Raw genomic sequence first — 21,669 nt, forward strand, 5'->3', positions numbered from 1 at the left:
GGCAACGCCTCGTCGCTTCGCTCCGGCGTCGCGCCGCCGACTCCGCTACAGTGACCGCAACCCCAGCCCCGCGAGCCTTCGATGCCCGAGCTGCTTGCCCACTATCCGTTCACCGATACGGCCTACCACGAGTTGCTCGATCGCCAGGGCGGCGTGCGTCCCCATTGGCAGCGGCTGTTCCGCCAACTGGAGCGCAGCAGCCCTGAGCAATTGCGCCAGCGCCAGGCCCTGGTGGAACGGCAGATCCAGGAGAACGGCGTCACCTACAACGTTTACGCCGATCCCAAGGGCACCGACCGCCCCTGGGCGCTGGACCTTCTGCCGAACCTGCTGTCCGCCGCCGAGTGGGAGCCGATCGCCGCTGGTGTGGCGCAGCGTGCTCGGCTGCTCAATGCGCTGCTGGCCGACCTGTACGGCGACCAGCGTCTGCTCGCCGAAGGGCTGCTGCCCAGCGAACTGGTCTTCGGCCATCCGAACTTCCTCTGGCCGGCGCTCGGCATCCGGCCGCCCGGCGGGATTTTCCTGCACAGCTATGCCGTGGACCTGGCGCGCGATGCCGACGGACGCTGGCAGGTCCTTGCCGACCGCACCCAGGCTCCGTCCGGCGCGGGCTATGCGCTGGAGAACCGGCAGATCGTCTCGCGGGCCTTGCCGGAACTCTATCGCGACCTGCGCGTGCAGCATCTCGCCGGGTATTTCCGCACCCTGCAGGAGACCCTCGCCAGCCAGGCCGCCGGCGACGGCGAGACGCCGCTGGTGGTGCTGCTGACTCCCGGACGTTTCAACGAAACCTACTTCGAGCATCTCTACCTGGCGCGCCAGCTCGGTTTTCCGCTGGTCGAGGGGCACGACCTGACGGTGCGCGACGCCACCCTCTATCTCAAGACCCTCGGCGGCCTGAAACGGGTGCACGCGGTATTGCGGCGCCTCGATGACGATTTCTGCGACCCACTGGAATTACGTACCGACTCGGCGCTGGGCATTCCCGGCCTGCTCGAGGCGGTACGCCAGGGACGCGTGCTGGTGGCCAACGCACTGGGCAGCGGAGTGCTGGAGTCGCCCGGCCTGCTCGGCTTCCTGCCGCAGGCCTGTCGCCGCCTGCTTGGCGAGGAACTGGCGCTGCCCTCGCTCGACACCCGCTGGTGCGGCGAGCCGCAAGCCCTCGAGGCGATACTCGCGGCACTGCCCGACCTGGTGATCAAGCCGGCCTTTCCCGGCCAGCGCTGCGAACCTCTGTTCGGCCACGCCCTCGACAGTGCCGGCCTGGCATCCCTCGGCGAGCGCTTGCGCGAGCGCCCGCAGGCCTACGTGGCGCAACGCCTGGCGCAGTTGTCCCAGGCACCGGTCTGGCGCGACGGCAAGGCCGGCGTCGGCCTGCAGTCGCGGGCCATCGGCATGCGCGTATTCGCCGTCGCCGCCAGCGACGGCCGCTACTGGGTGATGCCCGGCGGCCTGACCCGCGTAGCCTCGGCGGCGGACGCCGAAGTGGTGTCGATGCAGCGCGGCGGGGCGAGCAAGGACACCTGGGTGCTGGCCGAGCGAGCAGTCGGCGGCGAGCCGTTGCGACCGCGCCGGCTCGGCGTGCGCGACCTGGTCCGCGAAGACCCCTACCTGCCGTCGCGGGTGGTGGAGAACCTGTTCTGGTACGGCCGCTATGCCGAGCGTTGCGACGACCATGCGCGCCTGTTGCGGGTGGTGCTGTCGCGCTACGTGGATGCCGATGGCGACGAAGAGGCGTTGCGCAGCGCCCTGGCCCTGGCCGGCGGCATCGGCCTGCTGCCCGGGGATGGCGAGCCGTTGGAAAGGTGCCTGTTGCGGGCGTTGCTCGACGAGCACTGGCCGGCGAGCCTGTGCGCCAACCTGCGGCGCCTGCACTGGGCGGCGGCGCAGGTGCGCGGGCGCTTGTCCGGGGAGAACTGGCTGGCCTTGCTGGAGCTGCAACGCGACATGCAGGCGCTCGATCCGGCACGCACCGACCTCGGCGAAGCGCTGGACTTCCTCAACCGGCTAGTGATGTCCCTGGCCGCGTTGTCCGGTTTCGCCCTCGACGACATGACCCGCGACGACGGCTGGCGTTTCCTGATGATCGGCCGGCGCATCGAGCGCGTGCGCTTCTTCGCCGAGAGCATCGCCGCCTTCCTCGACGGCGGTAGCGCCTGGGACGCCGGCGCGCTGGAGTGGCTGCTGGAGCTGGGTAACAGCGGCATCACCTACCGCTCGCGCTACCTGGCGTCGCCGCAGCTGGTCCCGGTGCTCGACCTGCTCCTGTTGCACGAGCAGAACCCGCACTCGCTGCGCTTCCAGTTGCAGGCCCTGGAGCGTTCGCTGGAGCGCCTGCACGAGGAGTTCGGCGCGCCACGCGAGCGGGAACTCAGGACCCTGGGCGAACGCCTGCGCAGCTTCGATCTGGCGGCCCTGGAAAGCCCGCTGTTCGGCGCGGCAGGACTCGACGAGGTGCTCGTCGGGCTGGCGCGACTGCTGCGCGACATCGCCGCCTGCGCCGGACAGGTCTCCGATCGGCTAGGCTTGCGCTATTTCGCCCATGTCGACGATGTCAGCCAGAGAACGGTATCCACCTGATGTCCGCACCCGCGCTTCGCTCCGTTCCGCTCCAGGGCGCCCGCTACCAGGTGCTGCACGACACCCATTACCGCTATGCGACGCCGGTCTCGCTGTCGCGGCAACTGGCGCATCTCTGGCCACGCGAATGCGCCTGGCAGGCCTGTCATGAGCGGGCACTGCTGATCGAGCCGGGGCCGAGCCGGCGCGAGGATGGCCACGACGCATTCGGCAATCCGCTGAGCCGGCTGGCCTTCGAGCGTCCCCACGAGGCGCTGCGGGTCAGCGCGCGACTGCAGGTCGAAGTGTTTGCCCATGCGCCGGCGCAACTGACCGCGTCGCCGGCATGGGAAACCGTCGCCGCCGGGCTGGCATTTTCCGGGCGGGCGCTGTCCGCCGCCGAGCTGGAAGCCTGCCGCTATCGCGTCGAGTCGCCCTATGTGCGCATCCAGCGGCGATTCGCCGAGTTCGCCGCCGACTGCTTCCCGCCCGGACGGCCGTTGCTGGTGGCGGCGGCGGCACTGATGGAGAAGATCTTCCGCGAGTTCGCCTTCGATGCGCAGGCCACCCAGGTGGCGACGCCGCTGGACGAAGTGCTGGAGCGCCGTCGCGGGGTCTGCCAGGACTTCGCCCACCTGATGCTCGCCTGCCTGCGCGCGCGCGGACTGGCGGCGCGCTACGTCAGCGGCTACCTGCTGACCCGCCCGCCGCCCGGACAGGCGCGACTGATCGGTGCCGACGCCTCGCATGCCTGGGTCTCGCTGTATTGCCCGGAGAACGGCTGGGTGGATTTCGACCCGACCAACGACCTGTTGCCCGACCTGGAGCACATCACCCTGGCCTGGGGGCGGGATTTTTCCGATGTGTCGCCGTTGCGCGGGGTGATCCTCGGTGGCGGTAGCCATGACCCGGAGGTGCGGGTGACGGTGCTGCCGCTACAGGAAACAGCCGGCTGATCAAAAAGCGATCGGTCTCGCGGAGGCCCTGCCGCCCGGGACTCCCGGACCTTTTCACCCAGGTTGTCCACAGCCTCGCCCACGCCGTTTGGGGACAACGAAGCGGTGCTCCGGCAAATTCGCGGCGCCGTGCTAGCTTTTCCAGAATCCGCTACGGACGTTGTCGGGCCAAGGGCCGGAGCCTGCCTTTCCGGTGCCAGGGGCGGTTCTCGTACGGAGCCAGACTCCTTCCTTGCGCACGGTGAGCGATATGGATGACACGACGATCGTCAACGTAGGTACCGAGAAGATCAACGCGCTCTGGGCGACGGTGTCCCAGTACGCCTTCGCCTTCGGCATCAAGATTCTCGCGGCCATCGCCTTCTGGGTGATCGGCCGCTGGCTGATCGGCTTCGCCGTCGGCATGGTGCAGAAATCCCTCGAGCGGCAAAAGGTCGATCCCACCGTGCTGCGCTACGTGGGTTCGTTCATCACGGTGACCCTGAACGTGCTGCTGGTGGTGGGCATCCTCGGTTTCTTCGGCATCCAGACCACCAGCCTGGCGGCGCTGATCGCGGCGGTCGGCCTGGCCATTGGCATGGCCTGGTCGGGATTGCTGGCGAACCTGGCGGCCGGCGGCTTCATCATCGTCCTGCGGCCGTTCAAGGTCGGCGACTTCATCTGCGCCGGCGGAGTGACCGGCACGGTCAAGGAGATCGGCCTGTTCACCACGGCGATCAACACTCCGGACAACGTGCTGACCATGGTCGGCAACAACAAGATATTCGGCGACAACATCCAGAACTTCACCCACAACCCGTTCCGCCGGGTCGAGTTGAAGGCGCAGCTTTCCGGTGCCGCCGACTACCAGGCGGCCATCGCCCTGCTCAAGCAGCGCGTCGCGGCGATTCCCAACGTGCTCGGCGAGCCGCCGGTGGACGTGGAGATCCTCGAGTTCAACCTGGTCGGGCCGGTGTTGGCGGTGCGCCCGTATTGCCACAACGACCATTACTGGCAGGTCTATTTCGATACCAACAAGGTGATCAAGGACGCCCTCGGCGCCGACTTCCCGGCACCGATGCCGGCGCAGACGGTGATCGTGCAGCAGTCCGCCGGCGCCTGACGTTTCCCGCTCGGCACCGACGCCCCGTCCTGCGGGGCGTTGGCGTTTGTGCGCGGACCGGGTGGCGGGCCGCGCGGAGAAAACGGGCCATCGGCGAGTCCAACGGGCACCCCGGCGAACAAGGTATAGTGCGGGCCTGCAACCGTCGCCGCAGCCGGCCGGGTTTCATCGGGAAAAGGATTCCGTGTGTTCTTCAGATTGCTCTTGATCGCCGTCCTGCTGGCGGTATCCGCGTGCAGCTCCAAGGCTCCCGGCCCGGGGGCGTCGGTGCCGAAGGTCATGCGCGGCGAGTATCGCGTCAAGCGCGGCGACACCCTCTATTCGATCGCCACCCGGCACGGCTGGAACTACAAGGACCTGGCGCGCGCCAACGGCATCCGCCCGCCCTACGCGGTCAAGGTCGGCCAGGTGGTGCGCTTCGACGGGCGCAAGTCGACCTACGTCGCCAGCAGCCGCTCCTCGTCTAACACCCGTGCGCGCAAGCCGCCGCCTCCGCCGCCGTCGGTGACCCTGCGCGGCTGGCAGTGGCCGATGAAGGGGCCGGTGATCCGCCGCTTCTCCAGTTCCGACAAGCTCAACAAGGGCATCCGCATCGCCGGCACCCTGGGCCAGCCGGTGCAGGCCTCGCTGGCCGGCAAGGTGGTGTTCGCGGTGAACAACATGCGTGGCTACGGCAACCTGGTGATCATCCAGCACGGTACCTCGTACACCAGCACCTACGCGCACAACAGCCGCTTGCTGGTGAAGGAGGGGCAGATGGTCGGCAAGGGCCAGAAGATCGCCGAGGCCGGTTCCTCGGATGCCGACCGGGTGCAGCTGTACTTCGAGATCCGCCAGAACGGCCGGCCGCTCGACCCGCTGAGCCTGCTGCCGCCGTCCTGAGAGAGGAGCGGATCACTGCGGGGTGCGGTCGACCCACTTCGGCGCCACGCTCGGCGTCCAGGCGGCGAGGGCATCGAGCAGCGCCGCCGGGCTGGCGCCGCGCTGCAGCATGCCGCGGTGTTCGGCGCGGACGAAACGTTCGTCGACCAGGTGGTCGAGGAAAGTCAGCAGCGGGTCGTAGAAACCGTTCACTTCGAGCAGGCCCAGCGGCTTGGCGTGGTAGCCCAGTTGGCCCCAGGTCCAGACCTCGAACAGCTCTTCCAGGGTGCCGAGCCCGCCGGGCAGGGCGATGAAGGCGTCGGCCAGTTCGGCCATGCGTGCCTTGCGCGCGTGCATGCCGTCTACCACTTCCAGGCGGGTCAGGCCCTTGTGGCCGATCTCGGCCTCCTGCAGGCTCTGCGGGATGATCCCGATCACTTCGCCGCCGGCGGCCAATGCGGCGTCCGCCACGGTGCCCATCAGACCGACCGCGCCGCCACCGTAGACCAGGGTCAGGCCGCGCTCGGCCAGGTGCCGGCCGAGGGCCACGGCGGCTTCCTGGTAGACCGGGGAAGCGCCGGGGCTGGCGCCACAGAATACGCAGACGGAACGCAAGGTCATGATCGACTCCTGTCGGGGGTGGAAAAAGGCGCACAGGGTAGCGGCTGGGAGCGCTTCGACCAAGCCGTGCGAAGCGTTGCCGGACGTTGCGTCGCAGGCGCGAAGCGGCACATCTGTGCTAAAACAGGAGTTCCCCGTAGTAAACGCCGGGCAGATCCCGCTCGATGCCCCGCCACGTCCGGTTCGGGTTTGACCTGAATCAGTGGAACTCGGTGCCCGATCGGGCAGTCTGCTCTTTCAGGATTCATCGCCCAACCTGCCTAGGAGGCTGCTCCATGCTACGTAAACTCGCTGCGGTATCCCTGCTGTCCCTGCTCAGTGCGCCGCTGCTGGCTGCCGAGTGCTCGGTGGACATCCAGGGTAACGACCAGATGCAGTTCAACACCAATGCCATCACCGTCGACAAGAGCTGCAAGCAGTTCACCGTCAACCTGTCCCACCCCGGCAACCTGCCGAAGAACGTCATGGGCCACAACTGGGTACTGAGCACCGCCGCCGACATGCAGGGCGTGGTCACCGACGGCATGGCTTCCGGCCTGGACAAGGATTACCTGAAGCCCGACGACAGCCGCGTCATCGCCCACACCAAGCTGATCGGCTCGGGCGAGAAGGACTCGGTGACCTTCGACGTCTCCAAGCTGAAGGAAGGCGAGCAGTACATGTTCTTCTGCACCTTCCCGGGCCACTCCGCGCTGATGAAGGGCACCCTGACCCTGAAGTGATGCGCGAGCGATCCGCTGCATGAAAAAGCCCGGCCGCTGCCGGGCTTTTTCATGGGCGCGCGCCGGGCTCAGCGCGCGTAGCGTGCCGCCATCGCCTCGCCGGCCAGTTGGTGCACGCGCCGGGTCGGATGCCACTCGTCCCAGAAGTAGTACTGGTCCGGGTTGGCGCAGGCCGGGCGGACGCTGGGCTGGGTCGGCTGGCAGGGCGCGTCCAGCTCCACCAGGCCATAGCGCGCCGGGTTGCGCCGCAAGTGGCGGCTGAAGGTGAGATGGTCGAACCAGCTCAGCTCCAGGCCGCGGGTCTTGCGCAGGGCAGCGAGCTGGATCGGCAGGCTGGCGTTGACTGCCTGCAGGTAGCGCTGCGCCCGCTCGACCCGGTTACCGGCGACCACCGCCGGGACCACGCTCAGGTCGGTCGAACTGACCACCAGGAAGCGTCGTGCGCCGGCCTCTCCGAGACGCTGCACCGCGGCGCGGATGTTCGCCACGCTGCTGCCGGCCAGTTGTTCCAGGGGCTGCTCGCCGGCGAAATCCTCGTGCTCGAAGAAATCGTTGGCGGAGACGAAGATGAAGTGCAGCGCCTGGCCATCGACCGGCTTGCCGTCCAGCGTGGCGAGGTAGGCGTCGACCTGGCCGGCGAGGCCGGTATGGCGGTAGGCGCTCATCCAGCCGTAGTAGTTGTCCGCTCCGCTCTTGGCGCCGCCCACCGCATGGTCGGCCAGTTGTGCGCCGAGCTGGCGGGCGAGTACCTCGACGGCGGTCGGGCCGTTGCTCCAGCGGCCCTGCCAGTAGACTTCGCCGGGCAATGCCTGGGCGCCGGCGATGCCCTTGGCGAGCATCTCGCGGGTCAGTCGCTGGCTTTCGCCGTTGTCCGAATAGCTGTCGCCGAAGGCGTGGATCTGCCGTACCGGCGCGAGCAGCGGGGATGTGTGTCCGCAGGCCTGGCCGGCCAGCAGGACACCGAGGAGCAGGGCGGGGAGACGGGTGCACATGGCTGGCCTTCGCAGGGATACAGCTTCCTTCTAGCGCGCCGCCGCGCGGACTTGAAGACCTGGTTGCGACAGGTACATTCCCGCCCGCGACAAAGGCCCGTCGACGACGGGCCTGCCGCACGGACCGGGAGGCTCAGGGCGCCTTCGGCAGTTCGCGCTTGTGCTGGGTCTTGTGGTAGGTGTCGACGATCACCCGCGCGGCTTCCTCGCGCAGCGGCTGGCCGTGCAGGAAGGCGTCGATCTCGGCATAGGTGACGCCGTGGGAAGCCTCGTCCGGATGGCCGGGGCGCAGGTCCTCGAGGTCGGCGGTGGGGATCTTCTCCACCAGGTTCTCCGGAGCGCCGAGGGCGCGGGCGAGGGCGCGTACCTGATGCTTGGCCAGGCCGCTGAGCGGAGCGAGGTCGCAGGCGCCGTCGCCGAACTTGGTGAAGAACCCCATGACCGCCTCGGCGGCATGGTCGGTGCCGATCACCAGGCCGCCGCGGGCGCCGGCGATGGCGTACTGGGCGACCATGCGGATGCGCGCCTTGATATTGCCGATGACGAAGTCGCTCTTCGCCGGCTCGAGTCCTTCCAGGGCTTCCAGCTGTTCCGCCAGGGCTTTCACCGAAGGACCGATGTTGACGGTCTGCTCTTCGTCGGCGCGGATGGTCGCCAGCGAAGCCTGGGCATCGGCCTCGTCCTGCTGCACCTGGTAGGGCAGGCGCACGGCGATGAAGCGGTAGGCCTGGTCGCCGGTCTGCTCGCGCAGTTGCTCGACGGCGCGCTGGGCCAGCAGGCCGGCGGTGAGCGAGTCGACGCCGCCGCTGATCCCCAGCACCAGGGTCTTCAGCCCGGCATCCTTCAGACACTGCTGGATGAAGGCGATGCGCCGGGCGATCTGCGCCTGCACGTCGGCCTCCGACTGGAACGGCGGCTGGACCTGCAGGGCTTGGGCGATGTCGCGTTGGATCTGTTGCATGTTCGGGCTCCCGTTAGGTGCGAAAGGATTAGGCCGGCACGTTGAAGACGTGGCGGAGGTAGGCGACGAAGTTCTCGTCGCGGCATTGGGTCTTGCCCGGGGCGTCGGATATCTTCGCCACCGGATGGCCGTTGCAGGCCGTCATCTTCAGGACGATGTTCATCGGCTCGACTCCCTGGATGTCGCAGGTCAGGTTGGTGCCGATGCCGAAGCTGACGTTGATCTTGCCACGTAGCGCGCGGAACAGCTGCAACGCCTTGGGCATGTCCAGCCCGTCGGAGAACACCAGGGTCTTGCTCAGCGGGTCGATACCCAGGCGGCGGTAGTGGGCGATGGCTTTCTCCGCCCAGGCCAGCGGGTCGCCCGAATCGTGGCGCAGGCCGTCGAAGAGCTTGGCGAAGTACAGGTCGAAGTCGTCGAGGAAGGCATCCATGGTAATGCAGTCGGTCAGGGCTATGCCGAGCTGTCCGCGGTACTCGCGGACCCAGCAGTCCAGTGCCGCTTGCTGGCTGTCGACCAGCCGCGGGCCGAGTTGCTGGTGGGCCATCAGCCATTCGTGGGCCATGGTGCCGATCGGCTTGAGATCGTACTCGCGGGCCAGGTGCACGTTGCTGGTGCCGACGAAGCGCCCGGGGAAGTCGCGCTTGAGGATATGCACCACTTCCTCCTGGGTGCGGTAGGAGAAGCGCCGGCGGGTGCCGAAGTCGGCGACCTGGAATTCCGCGAGTTCCTCGCTGCTGGCCTGGGCGGAGAGCCAGTCGAGCTTGCGGTAGAGCTGCTCGCCGACCTGTTCCAGGACCACCTCGCGGTAGCGATAACGGTTGCGCACCTCGCTGACGATGGCCAGCAGCGGCACCTCGAAGAGGATCACGTGCAGCCATGGGCCGCGCAGGCGGATTGCCAGTTGGCCATCCTCGATGCCGGTGTGCACGTAGCGCAGGTTGAAGCGGAACAGGCTGAGGAAGCGGATGAAGTCCGGCTTCATGAACGGGATGCGTTCGAGGAAGGCGAGTTGGTCGGCGGTTACCTCGACTTCGGCGAGGCGCTCGATCTGGTAGCGGATCTCCGCCAGGTACGGACGCAGGTCCTCGGCGTTGCGGCAGCGGAATTCCCACTCCACTTCGGCGTTGGGGTAGTTGTGCAGCACCGCCTGCATCATGGTCAGCTTGTAGAAATCGGTATCGAGCAGGTTCTGCACGATGCGCTCGGCAAAGACGCTTTCGGCCATGTTCACTTCTCCTTGTCGGCGCCGGTGAGGGCGCTATCCAGTCGTTCCAGGTCGGCGCAGAGGATCACCCCGGCGTCGCGCATCTCGTCGCAGGCCCGCTGCGCGGTGTCCTCGGCGATGGCCCGGCAGGCGGGCAGGTAGAGCAGCACCTCGAAACCGGCGCGGCGCAGTTGCAGGGCGGTGTTCTTCACGCAGTAGTCCAGCGCCAGGCCACCCACCAGCACATGGCTCACGCCATTCTGCCTCAGGTATTCGATGACCCCGGTGCTGCGGCGTTCCGCCAGATCGTGGTAGCAGGCGCCGTAGGGATGCAGGTCCGGCTCCACGCCCTTCCAGACGAAGAAGTCGTAGTCGATCGGCCGCGGCAGTTCGTCGAGCAGCTCGAAACCCGGCGTACCCGGTACGCAGTGGCTCACCCAGGTCAGGTCGGCATCCGGATAGGCCAGCGGCCGCAGCATCTGCTCGGCGCTTTCCACTACCCAGGCAGCCTTCGGGCTGTGCGCGTCCTTGCTGCCCAGGCGCAGCGCGGCGCGGCTGGCCAGTTGGTTGAGGGCGGCGCCGATGGCGTCGCCGCCGGGCACCGGCAGTTCGTCCGCGCACAGCGGGGTGAAGCCTTTCTGGGCGTCGACATCGAAGCTGGCGATCTTGCTGGGACGATTCATGGAAGCCTCCGCTTGACGGGTTGGGGCTGAATGTGGGTACATAATTCATCACGTGAAATAAGTCGTCAAGCACTTGTACTACAAAATTTCGCAGTGGAAGGTATTTTCTATGCGTGATGAAATAAGTTACCGGATTCGCCGACTGCCTGCCGGGATGAGCGGCGGACGCGCCCCCGACTTCGCCCTCGCGGTCTACGGTGGGGCGTTCGACCCGCCGCACCCCGGCCATGAGTCGGTGATCCGCCGGGCGCTGCTTTGCGCCGAACGGGTCGCCCTGGTGCCGAGCCACCGCCACGCCTTCGGCAAGCGCATGGGCGATTTCGAGCTGCGCTGCCGCTGGCTGGCGCGGCTGGCCCGGCGGATCGATCCGCGGCGGGTGTATTGCGAACCGATCGAAGCAGGATTGATGCCTGATTGTCCGGCGGTCTACAGCATCGACCTGCTGGAAGCGCTGGCCGCGCGTAGCGGCCTGGCGTCACCGCGGATCGCCCTGCTGATCGGCGCCGACAACGAGGCGGAGCTGCCGCGCTTCGAACGCGCCGCCGAATTGTGCTGGCGCTTCGGCCGGCTGGTGGCGGAGGAGCGGCTGCCGCTGCACAGCTCGATGATCCGCCAGCGCCTGCGTGAAGGGCTGGCGGTACCGGAGGCCTGGTGCCTGCCGGAAGTGAAGGACGAACTGCACTGCTATGGCGGCGAACGCCAGGCGGGCTGAAGAGAGGAGTGACGATGAGTTCAGCGGAAGTATTGGCCAGCGTGGATATCGTGGCGTTGCGCCTGAACCCCGGGCACGGACTGGAGCTGTTGCTGATCCGCCGCGCCCAGGCGCCTTTCGCCGGCCAGTGGGCCTTGCCCGGCGTGCTGGTCAACGGCCGCAGCGCCGACCACAGCCTCGACGACGCGGCGGTGCGCGCCCTGCGCGACAAGGCGCGGCTGGAGCCGGCCTACATCGAGCAGGTGGCCACGGTCGGCAACGCGGTACGCGACCCGCGCGGCTGGTCGCTGAGCGTGTTCTACCTGGTGCTGGTCGGTCCGGACACCCGGGTGGAGGACGACGACCTCGACTTCGTGCCGCTGCGCGACGTTCGCAGCGAGCGCTTCGCCCTGCCGTTCGACCACGCCCAACTGGTACAGCAGGCCTGCGAGCGCCTGGCGAGCAAGTCGGTGTACAGCGCCCTGCCGCTGTTCCTGCTGGCGCCGCGCTTCACCGTGGCCGAGGCGCTGAAGGCCTTCGAGTGCGCCATCGGCCAGGAAGTCCAGCATTCCAGCCTGCGCGGGCGCCTGGAGCGGATGAAGGAGGCTGGCTGGGTCGAGGACACCGGCGAACGCCAGCGTCCGCCCATGGGGCGCCCGCAACACGTCCTGCATTTCACCCCGAAGCCGGGCGGCGCCTTCGTTTTCGACCGCAGCCTGCTGGCGTCCTGACAAACGGGTGCGGCAGGGCCGGTGAGGCCGCTCCCTGCCGCGCTTGCTAGACGGTGAAGCGCTGGATCTGCTGCTCCAGTCCGTTTGCCAGCTTCGCCAGCTCGACACTGGAGGTGGAGGTCTTCACCGCGCCCTCGGCGACTTCGCCGATGCTGGCATTGAGCGAGTCGATGTTCTGGCTGACCTCGCTCGCGGTGGCGGTCTGTTCTTCCGTCGCCGTGGATATCTGCGCGTTGCTCTGGGCGATACCTTCGACCGCCTGGGCGATGAGACCGAGCGCCTTTCCCGCCTCGTGGGCGCGCTGGACGCTGACCTGGGCCTGCTCGCGTGACTGCTGCATCACGCTGACCGCGCTGCTGGCGCCTGCCTGCAGGGCTTCGATCATCTCGCGGATGGTTTCGGTGGCCTTGTGCGTATTGGTGGCCAGGCTGCGCACTTCATCGGCGACCACCGCGAACCCGCGTCCGGCCTCGCCCGCCCGTGCGGCTTCTATCGCGGCATTGAGGGCGAGCAGGTTGGTTTGCTGGGCGATGTTCTGGATGACTTCCAGAACGGTGCTGATTTCCTCGGTCTTGTTGCGTAGCGTGTCGATGACGGCTCCCGCCTCTCCGACCATGACCGACAGGCCCTGGATGGCGTCGAGGTTCGCATGCACGAGTCCGGTTCCGGTGTGCGCCTCGCTGTTCGCCGATTCCGCGCTGGCTGCGGCGGCCTGGGCGTTCCGCGCCACGTCCTGGACCGCCATGCTCATCTGGTGTACCGCCGTGGCGACCATGTCGGTCTGGTCGCCCTGGGACGTGGCGACATGGCTGACCTGGTTGCTGATGGCACTCATCTCGTCCGAGGTGATGGTGAGCTTCCTGGCTGTCTCGGCGAGATGCCGAAGCAGCGCCTGCTGGCTTTCCAGCATCATATTGAAGGCGCGCGCCGTATCGGACACTTCGTCGCGCCCGCGCGCATCGGCGCGGAGCGTGAGATTCGAGGAGTCCTGCACGCGGCGGATCACCCCGCGCAGATCGGAAAGCGGGCGCATGATCGACAGGCTGATGAACCAGGCCGCGGCGACGATGAGGACCAGGGCTGCGGCGCCGATGAGCAGGAAGGTGGTGCGCATGGAGTCGTAGCGTTTCTCCATCTGCTCGTTGAGCTTGGCGCCTTCACTGAGCTGCAGGTCGATCAGCGTCGACAGCGCGGTTCCCAGCGGATCGAACGCACCATACATCTCGCGATTGAACGTGCCGGCCTCGACGTTTCGCAGGCTTCCGGCCCTGGCCTGCTCGCCGTATGCCAGGGTCATCCGCTTGACCCGTTCCAGGGTGGGGACCAGCGACTCGATGATTTCCTTCTCGGCGGCAGTCCGGTGGTCTGCGGAATAGTCGGCCCACGACTTCTCGATGCGCGACAGCGCCCCACTCAACTCCTGCTGCAGGCGCTCTTCATCGAAGACCCCCGCACGGTACTTGTGCAGGGCGTCGACCACGCTGACCGCAACGGCGTCGGCGACGATCTTGAGCTGGCTGATGGGCTTCATCCGGTTGTTGAAAAGGTCCTGGAAGCTGGCATCGAGTCGACTGGCGTTGGCCAGCGCCATCGCGATGACCGTGACGAGCATCGTCAGCGGTAGCAGCGCCAGGACCAGCAGGCGGATTCGAACCGTGACGCCAGTGAGCATGGGACGTTCCGAGGTGAACCGAGTGAGAGTAAAGATGGTTCCGCGCAGCGGAAACGTCAAACCGGGCCGTGGCGCGTCTGGCGGGGGCCCGCTGAGGGTTGCTCCTGCTCCAGGCGCTCTACCATCCACTCGATGAAATGGCGCACCTTGGGGACTTCCGCGGCATGCTCGGGATAGGCCAGGTAGTAGGCCTCCTGGCTGGGCAGGGCGTGCGGCCAGGCGATCGCCAGCTTGCCTTCGGCGAGTTCCTCCTCGACCAGGAAGCGCGGTAGCAGGGCTACCCCGCAACCGGCCTGGGCGGCGCGGATGCACATGTAGAAGGTGTCGAAGCGTGGACCGTGGTAGCAACCCTGGCAATTTCGCTCCAGGCTGGCGAACCAGTCGTGCCAGGCCTCCGCGCGGCTGGCGTTCTGCAGCAGCACCAGCTCCGCCAGTTGGGTCGGTTCGTCCAGTCCGCCGGCCGGCAACAGGGATGGCGCGCAGACCGCCACCAGTTGTTCGCCGAACAGGCGGATGCACTCGGCGCCCGGCAGGGTGCCGGGGCCGAAGAAGAACGCCAGGTCGCAATGGCCCTGGCGCAGGTCGTCCGGTTCCAGTTCCTGGCGCAGGTCGAGGTGGATGTTCGGGTGGCGGTGGCGCCAGCCGTTCAGTTGCGGGATCAGCCAGCGCGCGCCGAAGGTCGGCGGGGTCGCCACTCGCAGCACTTCGGTCTCGCCGCCGTAGGAAAGCAGGAAGCGGGTGGACAGCTCTACCTGTTGCAGGATGCGTCGTACCTCGGCCAGGTACAGCTCGCCGGCCGGGGTCAGTTGCAAGCGCTTGCGCACCCGGCGGAACAGGGCGTGCTGCAGTTGCTCCTCGAGTTGCGCGACCTGCTTGCTCATGGCGCTCTGGGTCAGGCTCAACTCTTCGGCGGCGCGGGTGAAGCTCAGGTGCCGGGCTACCGCTTCGAAGCATTGCAGGGCGGTCATCGACGGCAGGCGGCGTTTGTTCAGCATGGCGGGTTTCCTGGCGCGGGTGGAGCGGGCGGAACGCGTTATATGAATAAACGGAATGACGTGGGGAGGAAAGCTCGCTTGCCGGAGTGCCGCGCGACGCTTATTACTGCCGGCAAGTCTCGCGATAGAGCATTCGCTGGCTTATGACGAATCCGTCACAGGGTTTTGCGCCGAACGTGGCGTCGCTAACGGATATGTTCATGTCGTATTCGAATCGACTTTTTCCGCCAAGTACCGAATTACGGGAAGTTCATGTTCATATTAATTTTAAAAACCGCTCTGTCCTGCACTTTCATTGAAAAAGAGGACCTCAATTAGTGCGTGGAACGCACCAGTGACGTGCAGTTTCTAACCGCTTCAATATCGTTGTAGAGTTATTCCTAGGAACGGTTCAGGCCTTGTGAAGCCTGGGCTGTAGCTCTCCGAAGGGGATTCGGAGAAATGCCTAAATGACTGATTTCCAATAACAAAGATAAAAACGGAAAGGAGGGCTAAAGTTCTTGTGGCCGGCCACTCAGGAAAAAAACGAATGGCACGCCGCTTGCTCTGCCTGTTGAGCGAAACACAACAACAACATCGTAGTTACGAGCGCCAACATCATCCTCAGGAGCAACACCCCATGTCCAAGAAGCTGTTCAGAAAAGGCATCCTGGCTCTCGCGGTTTCATCCGTGATGGGTCTTTCCACGCATGCGCTGGCCGACGTCGTGATCGGCGTGGCCGGACCGCATACCGGCGCCAACGCCTCCTTCGGCGAGCAATACTGGCGCGGCGCGTCCCAGGCGGCGGAAGACATCAACGCGGCGGGTGGGATCAACGGCGAGAAGATCAAGCTGGTCAAGGCCGACGACGCCTGCGAACCGAAGCAGGCCGTGGCCGTGGCCAACCGCCTGGTGGACCAGGACAAGGCCATCGCCGTGGTCGGCCATTTCTGCTCTTCTTCGACCATCCCCGCATCCGAGGTCTACGACGAGGCCGGGATCATCGCCATCACCCCCGGTTCCACCAACCCGCAGGTCACCGAGCGCGGACTCTCCGGGATGTTCCGCATGTGCGGCCGCGACGACCAGCAGGGCGTGGTCGCCGGCGACTATATCGTCAACGTGCTCAAGGCCAAGAAGGTCGCGGTGATCCATGACAAGGACACCTACGGCCAGGGCCTGGCGGACGCCACCAGGGCGCAACTGAACAAGCTCGGCGTGAAAGAGGTTCTCTACGAGGGCCTGACTCGCGGCGAGAAGGACTTCAACGCGCTGGTCACCAAGATCCGCGCCTCCGGTGCCGAGGTCGTCTACTTCGGCGGCCTGCATCCGGAAGCCGGTCCGCTGGTACGGCAGATGCGCGAACAGGGACTGACCGCCAAGTTCATGTCCGACGACGGCGTGGTCACCGACGAACTGGCGACCACCGCCGGCGGTCCGCAGTACGTCAAGGGCGTGCTGATGACCTTCGGCGCCGACCCGCGGCTGATCCCCGACGGCAAGGCGGTGGTGGAGAAATTCCGTGCCGGCGGTTTCGAGCCGGAAGGCTACACCCTCTACTCCTACGCCTCGATCCAGTCCCTGGCGGCGGCCTTCAACGGCGCCGGCGCCAACGATCCGGCCAAGGCCGCCGAGTGGCTGAAGTCGCATCCGGTGCAGACCGTGATGGGCAAGAAGGAATGGGACAAGAAGGGCGACCTGAAAGTCTCCGACTACGTGGTCTACGAGTGGGACGACAAGGGCAAGTACCACCAGTTGCCCTGATCGCGCTCGACCGCCATGCGCCGGGCACAGGCCCGGCGCATGGGTAAGTCCGGGAGCTGCTGAAGTGCTCGCCCGTGCTTGCCGCCGTAGTGCGGATTCACCGAAGACGTCTGCGTGTGGTCGGTCTGGAGTCCCGCGATCCGGGGCCGTTTCAGTAGCACCCGTCCGCTTTCACCGGCGAGCGCCGGCGCGCCTTACAAAGGCCGTCGCGATTCGCCCTGAAGAGACTGAAAAATGGACGGCATCTTCCTCCAGCAAATGATCAACGGGCTGACCCTCGGCTCGGTCTACGGCCTCATCGCCATCGGCTACACCATGGTCTACGGCATCATCGGCATGATCAACTTCGCCCACGGCGAGGTGTACATGATCTCCGCCTACCTGTCGGCCATCGCCCTTGCCCTGCTGGCCTTCTTCGGCCTGCAGAACTTCCCGCTGCTGATCCTCGGCACCTTGCTGTTCACCGTGCTGGTGACCTGCACCTACGGCTGGGTGATCGAGCGCATCGCCTACAAGCCGCTGCGCAACTCCACGCGCCTGGCGCCGCTGATCTCGGCGATCGGCATGTCGCTGATCCTGCAGAACTACGTGCAGGTGGCGCAGGGACCGCGCCAGCAGGGGATCCCGACCCTGCTCGACGGCGCCCTGAAATTCCACGTCGGCGACGGTTTCGTCCAGCTCACCTACACCAAGCTGTTCATCCTGATCGCTTCGCTGATCGGCATGGCGGTGCTGACCTACGTGATCCGCTACACCAAGCTCGGGCGCATGTGCCGGGCGACCCAGCAGGACCGCAAGATGGCTTCGATCCTGGGGATCAACACCGACCGGGTGATCTCCTACGTGTTCGTCATCGGCGCGGCGATGGCCGCCCTGGCCGGGGTGCTGATCACCATGAACTACGGCACCTTCGACTTCTACGCCGGCTTCATCATCGGCATCAAGGCGTTCACCGCGGCGGTGCTCGGCGGCATCGGCTCGCTGCCCGGGGCGATGCTCGGCGGCCTGGTGCTGGGAGTGGCCGAGGCGCAGTTCTCGGGGATGGTCAACACCGACTACAAGGACGTGTTCGCCTTCTCGTTGCTGGTACTGATCCTGATCTTCCGTCCCCAGGGCCTGCTCGGCCGCCCGCAGATCGCCAAGGTGTAAGGGGACGACGATGAGCAACGAGACTTCCATCGATCTCAAGCAGTGCGTCGTCGATGCCGTGCTCTCCGGGTTGATCGCCCTGGTGGTGTTCGGCCCCATCGTCGGCGTGGTCCTCGACGGCTACGGCTTCAACCTGCATTACGAGCGGGTCGGCTGGATCATCGCGATCGTGATGGCCGGGCGCTTCCTGCTCAGCCTCTACCTGCAGACCCGCGGCGGGCGCGCCGTGCTGGAGCGCTTCGAGGGGGCTGGCAGCGGCGTCCACGTCCTGCCGCCGGGCTACAAGACCCGCTTGCGCTGGATCGTGCCGCTGATCCTGGTGGCCGCGGTGATCTTCCCGTTCTTCGCCAGCAAGTACCTGCTGGCGGTGGTCATCCTCGGCCTGATCTACGTGCTGCTGGGCCTGGGCCTGAACATCGTGGTCGGCCTCGCCGGGCTGCTCGACCTCGGCTACGTGGCCTTCTACGCCATTGGCGCCTATGGCCTGGCGCTGGGCTACCAGTACCTCGGCCTGGGCTTCTGGACCGTCCTGCCGCTGGCCGCGCTGACCGCCGCGGTGGCCGGGGCGATCCTCGGCTTCCCGGTGTTGCGCATGCATGGCGACTACCTGGCGATCGTCACCCTGGGCTTCGGCGAGATCATCCGCCTGGTACTGAACAACTGGCTGTCCTTCACCGGCGGGCCGAACGGCATGCCGGCGCCGGCGCCGACCTTCCTCGGCCTGGAGTTCGGCCGCCGGGCCAAGGATGGCGGGGTGCCGATCCACGAGTTCCTCGGCATCGCCTACAACCCCAACATGAAGTTCCTGTTCATCTACGTGGTGCTGTTCCTGGTCGTGCTGCTGGTGCTCTACATCAAGCACCGGCTGACCCGGATGCCGGTCGGGCGCGCCTGGGAGGCGCTGCGCGAGGACGAGATCGCCTGTCGCGCGATGGGCCTCAACCATGTGCTGGTGAAACTCTCGGCGTTCATGCTCGGCGCCTCCACCGCGGGACTGGCCGGGGTGTTCTTCGCCAGCTACCAGGGCTTCGTCAACCCGTCCTCGTTCAACTTCTTCGAGTCGGCGCTGATCCTCGCCATCGTCGTGCTCGGCGGCATGGGCTCGACGGTCGGGGTGGTGATCGCCGCCTTCGTCCTCACCGTGGCGCCGGAGCTGCTGCGCAGCTTCGCCGACATCCGCGTGCTGCTGCTCGGGATACTCATGGTGGTGATGATGATCTGGCGGCCGCGCGGGCTGATCCGCATCAGCCGGGTGGGCTTCGCCCCGCGCAAGGGGGTGGCGCCATGAGCGACAAGATCCTCAGCGTCGAGCACCTGATGATGCACTTCGGCGGCATCAAGGCGCTCAACGACGTCAACCTCGACGTCGAGCGCGGTTCGATCACCGCGCTGATCGGCCCCAACGGCGCCGGCAAGACCACCGTGTTCAACTGTCTCACCGGCTTCTACAAGGCCACCGGCGGCAACATCCTGCTCAACACCCAGGGGCGCACCACGGACGTCATCCAGGTGCTCGGCGAGCCGTTCCAGCTGGACGACTTCGTCAAGCCGCCGCAACTGGGCAGTCGCCTCTACTACAAGATGTTCGGCGGCACCCACCTGGTGAACCGCGCCGGGCTGGCGCGGACCTTCCAGAACATCCGCCTGTTCAAGGACATGTCGGTGGTGGAGAACCTGCTGGTGGCGCAGCACATGTTCGTCAACCGCAACCTGCTCGCCGGCATCCTCAACACTCCCGGCTATCGCCGCGCCGAGAGCGAGGCGCTGGACCACGCGTTCTACTGGCTGGAGGTGGTCGACCTGGTGGACTGCGCCAACCGCCTGGCCGGCGAGATGTCCTACGGCCAGCAGCGGCGCCTGGAGATCGCCCGGGCCATGTGCACGCGGCCGGAACTCATCTGCCTGGACGAACCGGCCGCCGGCCTCAACCCGGCCGAGACCCACGCCCTGAGCAACATCGTCCGCTACCTGCGCGACCACCACGGGATCACCGTACTGCTGATCGAGCATGACATGGGCATGGTGATGAACATCTCCGACCACATCATCGTGCTCGACCACGGCGACGTGATCGCCCGTGGCAACCCCGAACAGATCCGCCATGACGAGAAGGTGATCGCCGCCTATCTCGGTGCCGACGAAGAGGAGCTGTCATGAGCGCGGCGTTGCTGGAATTCCGTGAGGTGGACGTGTTCTACGGGCCGATCCAGGCGCTGAAGAAGGTCTCGCTGCAGGTCAACGAGGGCGAGACGGTGAGCCTGATCGGCGCCAACGGCGCGGGCAAGTCGACGCTGTTGATGTCGATCTTCGGCCAGCCGCGTGCGGCGGCCGGGCAGATCCTCTATCGCGGCCAGGACATCCGCCAGAAGTCGGCGCACTACGTGGCGTCCAACGGCATCGCGCAGTCGCCGGAAGGACGCCGGGTGTTCCCCGACATGAGCGTCGAGGAAAACCTGCTGATGGGTACCATTCCCATCGGCATGGACCACGCCGAGGAGGACATGCAGCGCATGTTCGAGCTGTTCCCGCGCCTGAAGGAGCGGCGCAACCAGCGCGCCATGACCATGTCCGGCGGCGAGCAGCAGATGCTCGCCATCGCCCGCGCGCTGATGAGCCGGCCGAAGTTGCTGTTGCTCGACGAGCCCTCCCTGGGCCTGGCGCCGATCGTGGTCAAGCAGATCTTCCAGACCCTGCGCGAGCTGGCCAGGAGCGGCATGACCATCTTCCTCGTCGAGCAGAACGCCAACCATGCGCTGAAGCTCTCCGACCGCGCCTACGTGATGGTCACCGGGGAAATCCGCATGAGCGGCAGCGGCGAAGAACTGCTCGGCAACCAGGAGGTGCGCAACGCCTATCTCGGCGGACATTGAGCACGCCCCGCCCCGGCTGCCTGGCCGCCGGGGCGGGCGCTGCCCTGGAGCCACGGAGGAAACTCGACTTATGCACAGCCTGCGCTTTTTCAGCAACGCCGAGGTCGCCGAGCGCCTGGCTTATCCACAACTGATCGAGGCGTTGCGCATCGGCCTGGCCAAGCCTTGCAGCGCGCCGCTGCGCAACTGCCATGCCTTGCCGGCGCAGGCCTCGCTGCTACAGATGCCGGTGTGGCAAGCCGGCGCGGGGATCGGCGTGAAACTGGTGACGGTGTTCCCTGGCAATGGGGCGCGTGGCCTGCCGGCGGTGGCCGCGGTGTTCGCTCTGTTCGACGGCGAAGACGGTCGCCCGCTGGCGTTGCTGGAGGCTTCGGAGCTGACCGCCCGGCGTACCGCCTGCAGCTCGGCGCTGGCCGCCGACTACCTGGCGCGGGACGATGCGCGGCGCCTGCTGGTGGTCGGCTGCGGAACCCTGGCTGCGCACATGGTGCGGGCCCACGCCTGCGTGCGCGACTATCGCCACATCGACATCTGGGGCCGCGATCCGGCCAAGGCCGCCGCGCTGGCCGCCCGGCTGCGCGAGGAGGGCTACCCGGCGCGAGCGGCCGACGGGTTGCGCGCGGCGGTGGAGGCGGCCGACTGCGTCAGTTGCGTTACCACCTCCCGCGAAGCGCTGGTGCGCGGCGCATGGCTGAAGCCGGGCGTCCATCTCGACCTGGTCGGCGCCTTCCTGCCGTCCATGCGCGAGACCGACGCCCTGGCGGTGGCGCGCGCGCGGGTCGTGGTGGATACCCGCGCAGGCGCGCTGGAAGAGGCCGGCGACCTGTTGCAGGCGATCGCCGAAGGCGCCATCGGGCGCGAGGCGATATCCACCGAACTGCGCGACTTGCTGGGCGGGGCAGGGCGGCGCGGCGATCCCGGGGAAATCACCCTGTTCAAGTCGGTGGGTTATGCGCTGGAGGACCTGGTCGCCGCGCGCCGGGTTGTGGATAACGCCGCCTGAGGTTGTTCAGGATTTCTGTGCGGGGGCTTGTGGATAAGGTGGGTAAGAACCGCCAAACCCCCGAATCGGCGAGGGTTATGCGTGGCTGGTCAGAAAATGAACAGCGCTCGCGCCAGGTACTTATCCCCAACGCGTGGTCATCCCGCTGCC

General features: G+C 66.8%; 20 protein-coding genes. 13 read left to right on the forward strand and 7 right to left on the reverse strand.

Going from position 1 to position 21,669, the window contains the following annotated elements; translation table 11 throughout:
* Positions 1-81: 81 nt before the first annotated feature.
* The 4 genes from HMPREF3014_RS31360 to HMPREF3014_RS31375 all read left to right on the forward strand — a co-directional run bounded on the left by HMPREF3014_RS31360 (position 82) and on the right by HMPREF3014_RS31375 (position 5,499).
* Positions 82-2,580 (forward strand): circularly permuted type 2 ATP-grasp protein, encoded by a 2,499-nt coding sequence (locus HMPREF3014_RS31360; RefSeq protein WP_009877177.1) that lies wholly within the window; start codon positions 82-84, stop codon positions 2,578-2,580.
* Positions 2,580-3,515: a transglutaminase family protein gene (locus HMPREF3014_RS31365; RefSeq protein ID WP_003100003.1), complete on the forward strand. Its 936-nt coding sequence runs from the start codon at positions 2,580-2,582 to the stop codon at positions 3,513-3,515. The genes HMPREF3014_RS31360 and HMPREF3014_RS31365 overlap by 1 nt, the downstream gene beginning before the upstream one ends.
* A gap of 250 nt (positions 3,516-3,765) precedes the next feature.
* On the forward strand, positions 3,766-4,617 hold the full coding sequence (locus HMPREF3014_RS31370; RefSeq protein WP_003095599.1) for a mechanosensitive ion channel family protein: 852 nt from the start codon (positions 3,766-3,768) through the stop codon (positions 4,615-4,617).
* A 186-nt stretch (positions 4,618-4,803) separates the two neighbouring features.
* The gene (locus HMPREF3014_RS31375) at positions 4,804-5,499 is read left to right on the forward strand and encodes a peptidoglycan DD-metalloendopeptidase family protein (protein ID WP_004352555.1); all 696 of its coding nucleotides are present in this window, start codon (positions 4,804-4,806) and stop codon (positions 5,497-5,499) included.
* A 12-nt stretch (positions 5,500-5,511) separates the two neighbouring features.
* Here HMPREF3014_RS31375 and HMPREF3014_RS31380 read toward each other — a convergent pair whose 3' ends face one another.
* On the reverse strand, positions 5,512-6,099 hold the full coding sequence (locus HMPREF3014_RS31380; RefSeq protein WP_003123561.1) for an LOG family protein: 588 nt from the start codon (positions 6,097-6,099) through the stop codon (positions 5,512-5,514).
* Positions 6,100-6,374: 275 nt separating this feature from the next.
* Here HMPREF3014_RS31380 and azu point away from each other — a divergent pair, with 275 nt between their 5' ends.
* Positions 6,375-6,821 carry an azurin gene (gene azu, locus HMPREF3014_RS31385; RefSeq protein WP_003095591.1) on the forward strand — a complete coding sequence of 149 codons (447 nt, stop codon included), beginning with the start codon at positions 6,375-6,377 and terminating at the stop codon, positions 6,819-6,821.
* A gap of 68 nt (positions 6,822-6,889) precedes the next feature.
* Here the strand turns inward: azu and choE are convergent, their stop codons facing one another.
* The 4 genes from choE to HMPREF3014_RS31405 form a co-directional block, all read right to left on the reverse strand.
* Positions 6,890-7,813 (reverse strand): cholinesterase ChoE, encoded by a 924-nt coding sequence (gene choE, locus HMPREF3014_RS31390; RefSeq protein WP_023087855.1) that lies wholly within the window; start codon positions 7,811-7,813, stop codon positions 6,890-6,892.
* Positions 7,814-7,946: 133 nt separating this feature from the next.
* Positions 7,947-8,774, reverse strand: a complete 828-nt coding sequence (gene nadE / locus HMPREF3014_RS31395; protein WP_003109458.1) for an ammonia-dependent NAD(+) synthetase — start codon at positions 8,772-8,774, stop codon at positions 7,947-7,949.
* Positions 8,775-8,802: 28 nt separating this feature from the next.
* Positions 8,803-10,002: a nicotinate phosphoribosyltransferase gene (gene pncB / locus HMPREF3014_RS31400; RefSeq protein WP_003135529.1), complete on the reverse strand. Its 1,200-nt coding sequence runs from the start codon at positions 10,000-10,002 to the stop codon at positions 8,803-8,805.
* A 2-nt stretch (positions 10,003-10,004) separates the two neighbouring features.
* Complete coding sequence (locus HMPREF3014_RS31405) at positions 10,005-10,664, reverse strand: nicotinamidase (RefSeq protein WP_023087854.1); 660 nt, start codon at positions 10,662-10,664, stop codon at positions 10,005-10,007.
* A gap of 109 nt (positions 10,665-10,773) precedes the next feature.
* Between HMPREF3014_RS31405 and HMPREF3014_RS31410 the strand changes: the two genes are divergently transcribed.
* Positions 10,774-11,376 (forward strand): adenylyltransferase/cytidyltransferase family protein, encoded by a 603-nt coding sequence (locus tag HMPREF3014_RS31410; RefSeq protein WP_003125444.1) that lies wholly within the window; start codon positions 10,774-10,776, stop codon positions 11,374-11,376.
* A gap of 14 nt (positions 11,377-11,390) precedes the next feature.
* Entirely contained in the window at positions 11,391-12,086 is a 696-nt protein-coding gene (locus HMPREF3014_RS31415; RefSeq protein WP_003095579.1) for an NUDIX domain-containing protein, read from the forward strand.
* Positions 12,087-12,132: 46 nt separating this feature from the next.
* Here the strand turns inward: HMPREF3014_RS31415 and HMPREF3014_RS31420 are convergent, their stop codons facing one another.
* Complete coding sequence (locus tag HMPREF3014_RS31420) at positions 12,133-13,758, reverse strand: methyl-accepting chemotaxis protein (RefSeq protein WP_003099990.1); 1,626 nt, start codon at positions 13,756-13,758, stop codon at positions 12,133-12,135.
* A gap of 56 nt (positions 13,759-13,814) precedes the next feature.
* Positions 13,815-14,753 (reverse strand): LysR substrate-binding domain-containing protein, encoded by a 939-nt coding sequence (locus HMPREF3014_RS31425; RefSeq protein ID WP_012614609.1) that lies wholly within the window; start codon positions 14,751-14,753, stop codon positions 13,815-13,817.
* Positions 14,754-15,372: 619 nt separating this feature from the next.
* On the opposite strand from HMPREF3014_RS31425, the gene HMPREF3014_RS31430 reads away from it, so the two are divergent.
* From HMPREF3014_RS31430 to HMPREF3014_RS31455, 6 genes are all read left to right on the forward strand, one after another.
* Positions 15,373-16,497: a branched-chain amino acid ABC transporter substrate-binding protein gene (locus HMPREF3014_RS31430; protein ID WP_003116179.1), complete on the forward strand. Its 1,125-nt coding sequence runs from the start codon at positions 15,373-15,375 to the stop codon at positions 16,495-16,497.
* 234 nt (positions 16,498-16,731) lie between these two features.
* Entirely contained in the window at positions 16,732-17,646 is a 915-nt protein-coding gene (locus HMPREF3014_RS31435) for an ABC transporter permease subunit (protein ID WP_003095571.1), read from the forward strand.
* A gap of 10 nt (positions 17,647-17,656) precedes the next feature.
* Positions 17,657-18,934, forward strand: a complete 1,278-nt coding sequence (gene livM / locus HMPREF3014_RS31440; RefSeq protein WP_003161297.1) for a high-affinity branched-chain amino acid ABC transporter permease LivM — start codon at positions 17,657-17,659, stop codon at positions 18,932-18,934.
* Positions 18,931-19,803 (forward strand): ATP-binding cassette domain-containing protein, encoded by an 873-nt coding sequence (locus HMPREF3014_RS31445; protein WP_003095566.1) that lies wholly within the window; start codon positions 18,931-18,933, stop codon positions 19,801-19,803. Before livM ends, HMPREF3014_RS31445 begins: the two co-directional genes overlap by 4 nt.
* Positions 19,800-20,516, forward strand: coding sequence for an ABC transporter ATP-binding protein (locus tag HMPREF3014_RS31450; RefSeq protein ID WP_003095563.1), 717 nt, complete (start codon positions 19,800-19,802; stop codon positions 20,514-20,516). Before HMPREF3014_RS31445 ends, HMPREF3014_RS31450 begins: the two co-directional genes overlap by 4 nt.
* A 70-nt stretch (positions 20,517-20,586) precedes the next feature.
* Complete coding sequence (locus HMPREF3014_RS31455; RefSeq protein WP_003099980.1) at positions 20,587-21,519, forward strand: bifunctional Delta(1)-pyrroline-2-carboxylate/Delta(1)-piperideine-2-carboxylate reductase; 933 nt, start codon at positions 20,587-20,589, stop codon at positions 21,517-21,519.
* Positions 21,520-21,669 lie beyond the last annotated feature (150 nt).

The organism is Pseudomonas sp. HMSC065H01 (genome assembly GCF_001815235.1).
Lineage (GTDB): Bacteria > Pseudomonadota > Gammaproteobacteria > Pseudomonadales > Pseudomonadaceae > Pseudomonas > Pseudomonas aeruginosa.

Excerpts from the sequence above, each read along its gene's own strand:
- pncB (WP_003135529.1), bottom strand. The coding sequence starts at position 10,002 with ATGGCCGAAAGCGTCTTTGCCGAGCGCATCGTGCAGAACCTGCTCGAT.
- HMPREF3014_RS31445 (WP_003095566.1), top strand. The coding sequence starts at position 18,931 with ATGAGCGACAAGATCCTCAGCGTCGAGCACCTGATGATGCACTTCGGC.
- azu (WP_003095591.1), top strand. The coding sequence starts at position 6,375 with ATGCTACGTAAACTCGCTGCGGTATCCCTGCTGTCCCTGCTCAGTGCG.
- HMPREF3014_RS31410 (WP_003125444.1), top strand. The coding sequence starts at position 10,774 with ATGCGTGATGAAATAAGTTACCGGATTCGCCGACTGCCTGCCGGGATG.
- HMPREF3014_RS31455 (WP_003099980.1), top strand. The coding sequence starts at position 20,587 with ATGCACAGCCTGCGCTTTTTCAGCAACGCCGAGGTCGCCGAGCGCCTG.
- HMPREF3014_RS31430 (WP_003116179.1), top strand. The coding sequence starts at position 15,373 with ATGTCCAAGAAGCTGTTCAGAAAAGGCATCCTGGCTCTCGCGGTTTCA.
- HMPREF3014_RS31450 (WP_003095563.1), top strand. The coding sequence starts at position 19,800 with ATGAGCGCGGCGTTGCTGGAATTCCGTGAGGTGGACGTGTTCTACGGG.
- HMPREF3014_RS31380 (WP_003123561.1), bottom strand. The coding sequence starts at position 6,099 with ATGACCTTGCGTTCCGTCTGCGTATTCTGTGGCGCCAGCCCCGGCGCT.
- HMPREF3014_RS31415 (WP_003095579.1), top strand. The coding sequence starts at position 11,391 with ATGAGTTCAGCGGAAGTATTGGCCAGCGTGGATATCGTGGCGTTGCGC.
- HMPREF3014_RS31420 (WP_003099990.1), bottom strand. The coding sequence starts at position 13,758 with ATGCTCACTGGCGTCACGGTTCGAATCCGCCTGCTGGTCCTGGCGCTG.
- livM (WP_003161297.1), top strand. The coding sequence starts at position 17,657 with ATGAGCAACGAGACTTCCATCGATCTCAAGCAGTGCGTCGTCGATGCC.
- HMPREF3014_RS31360 (WP_009877177.1), top strand. The coding sequence starts at position 82 with ATGCCCGAGCTGCTTGCCCACTATCCGTTCACCGATACGGCCTACCAC.
- HMPREF3014_RS31365 (WP_003100003.1), top strand. The coding sequence starts at position 2,580 with ATGTCCGCACCCGCGCTTCGCTCCGTTCCGCTCCAGGGCGCCCGCTAC.
- HMPREF3014_RS31370 (WP_003095599.1), top strand. The coding sequence starts at position 3,766 with ATGGATGACACGACGATCGTCAACGTAGGTACCGAGAAGATCAACGCG.
- choE (WP_023087855.1), bottom strand. The coding sequence starts at position 7,813 with ATGTGCACCCGTCTCCCCGCCCTGCTCCTCGGTGTCCTGCTGGCCGGC.
- HMPREF3014_RS31405 (WP_023087854.1), bottom strand. The coding sequence starts at position 10,664 with ATGAATCGTCCCAGCAAGATCGCCAGCTTCGATGTCGACGCCCAGAAA.
- HMPREF3014_RS31435 (WP_003095571.1), top strand. The coding sequence starts at position 16,732 with ATGGACGGCATCTTCCTCCAGCAAATGATCAACGGGCTGACCCTCGGC.
- nadE (WP_003109458.1), bottom strand. The coding sequence starts at position 8,774 with ATGCAACAGATCCAACGCGACATCGCCCAAGCCCTGCAGGTCCAGCCG.
- HMPREF3014_RS31425 (WP_012614609.1), bottom strand. The coding sequence starts at position 14,753 with ATGCTGAACAAACGCCGCCTGCCGTCGATGACCGCCCTGCAATGCTTC.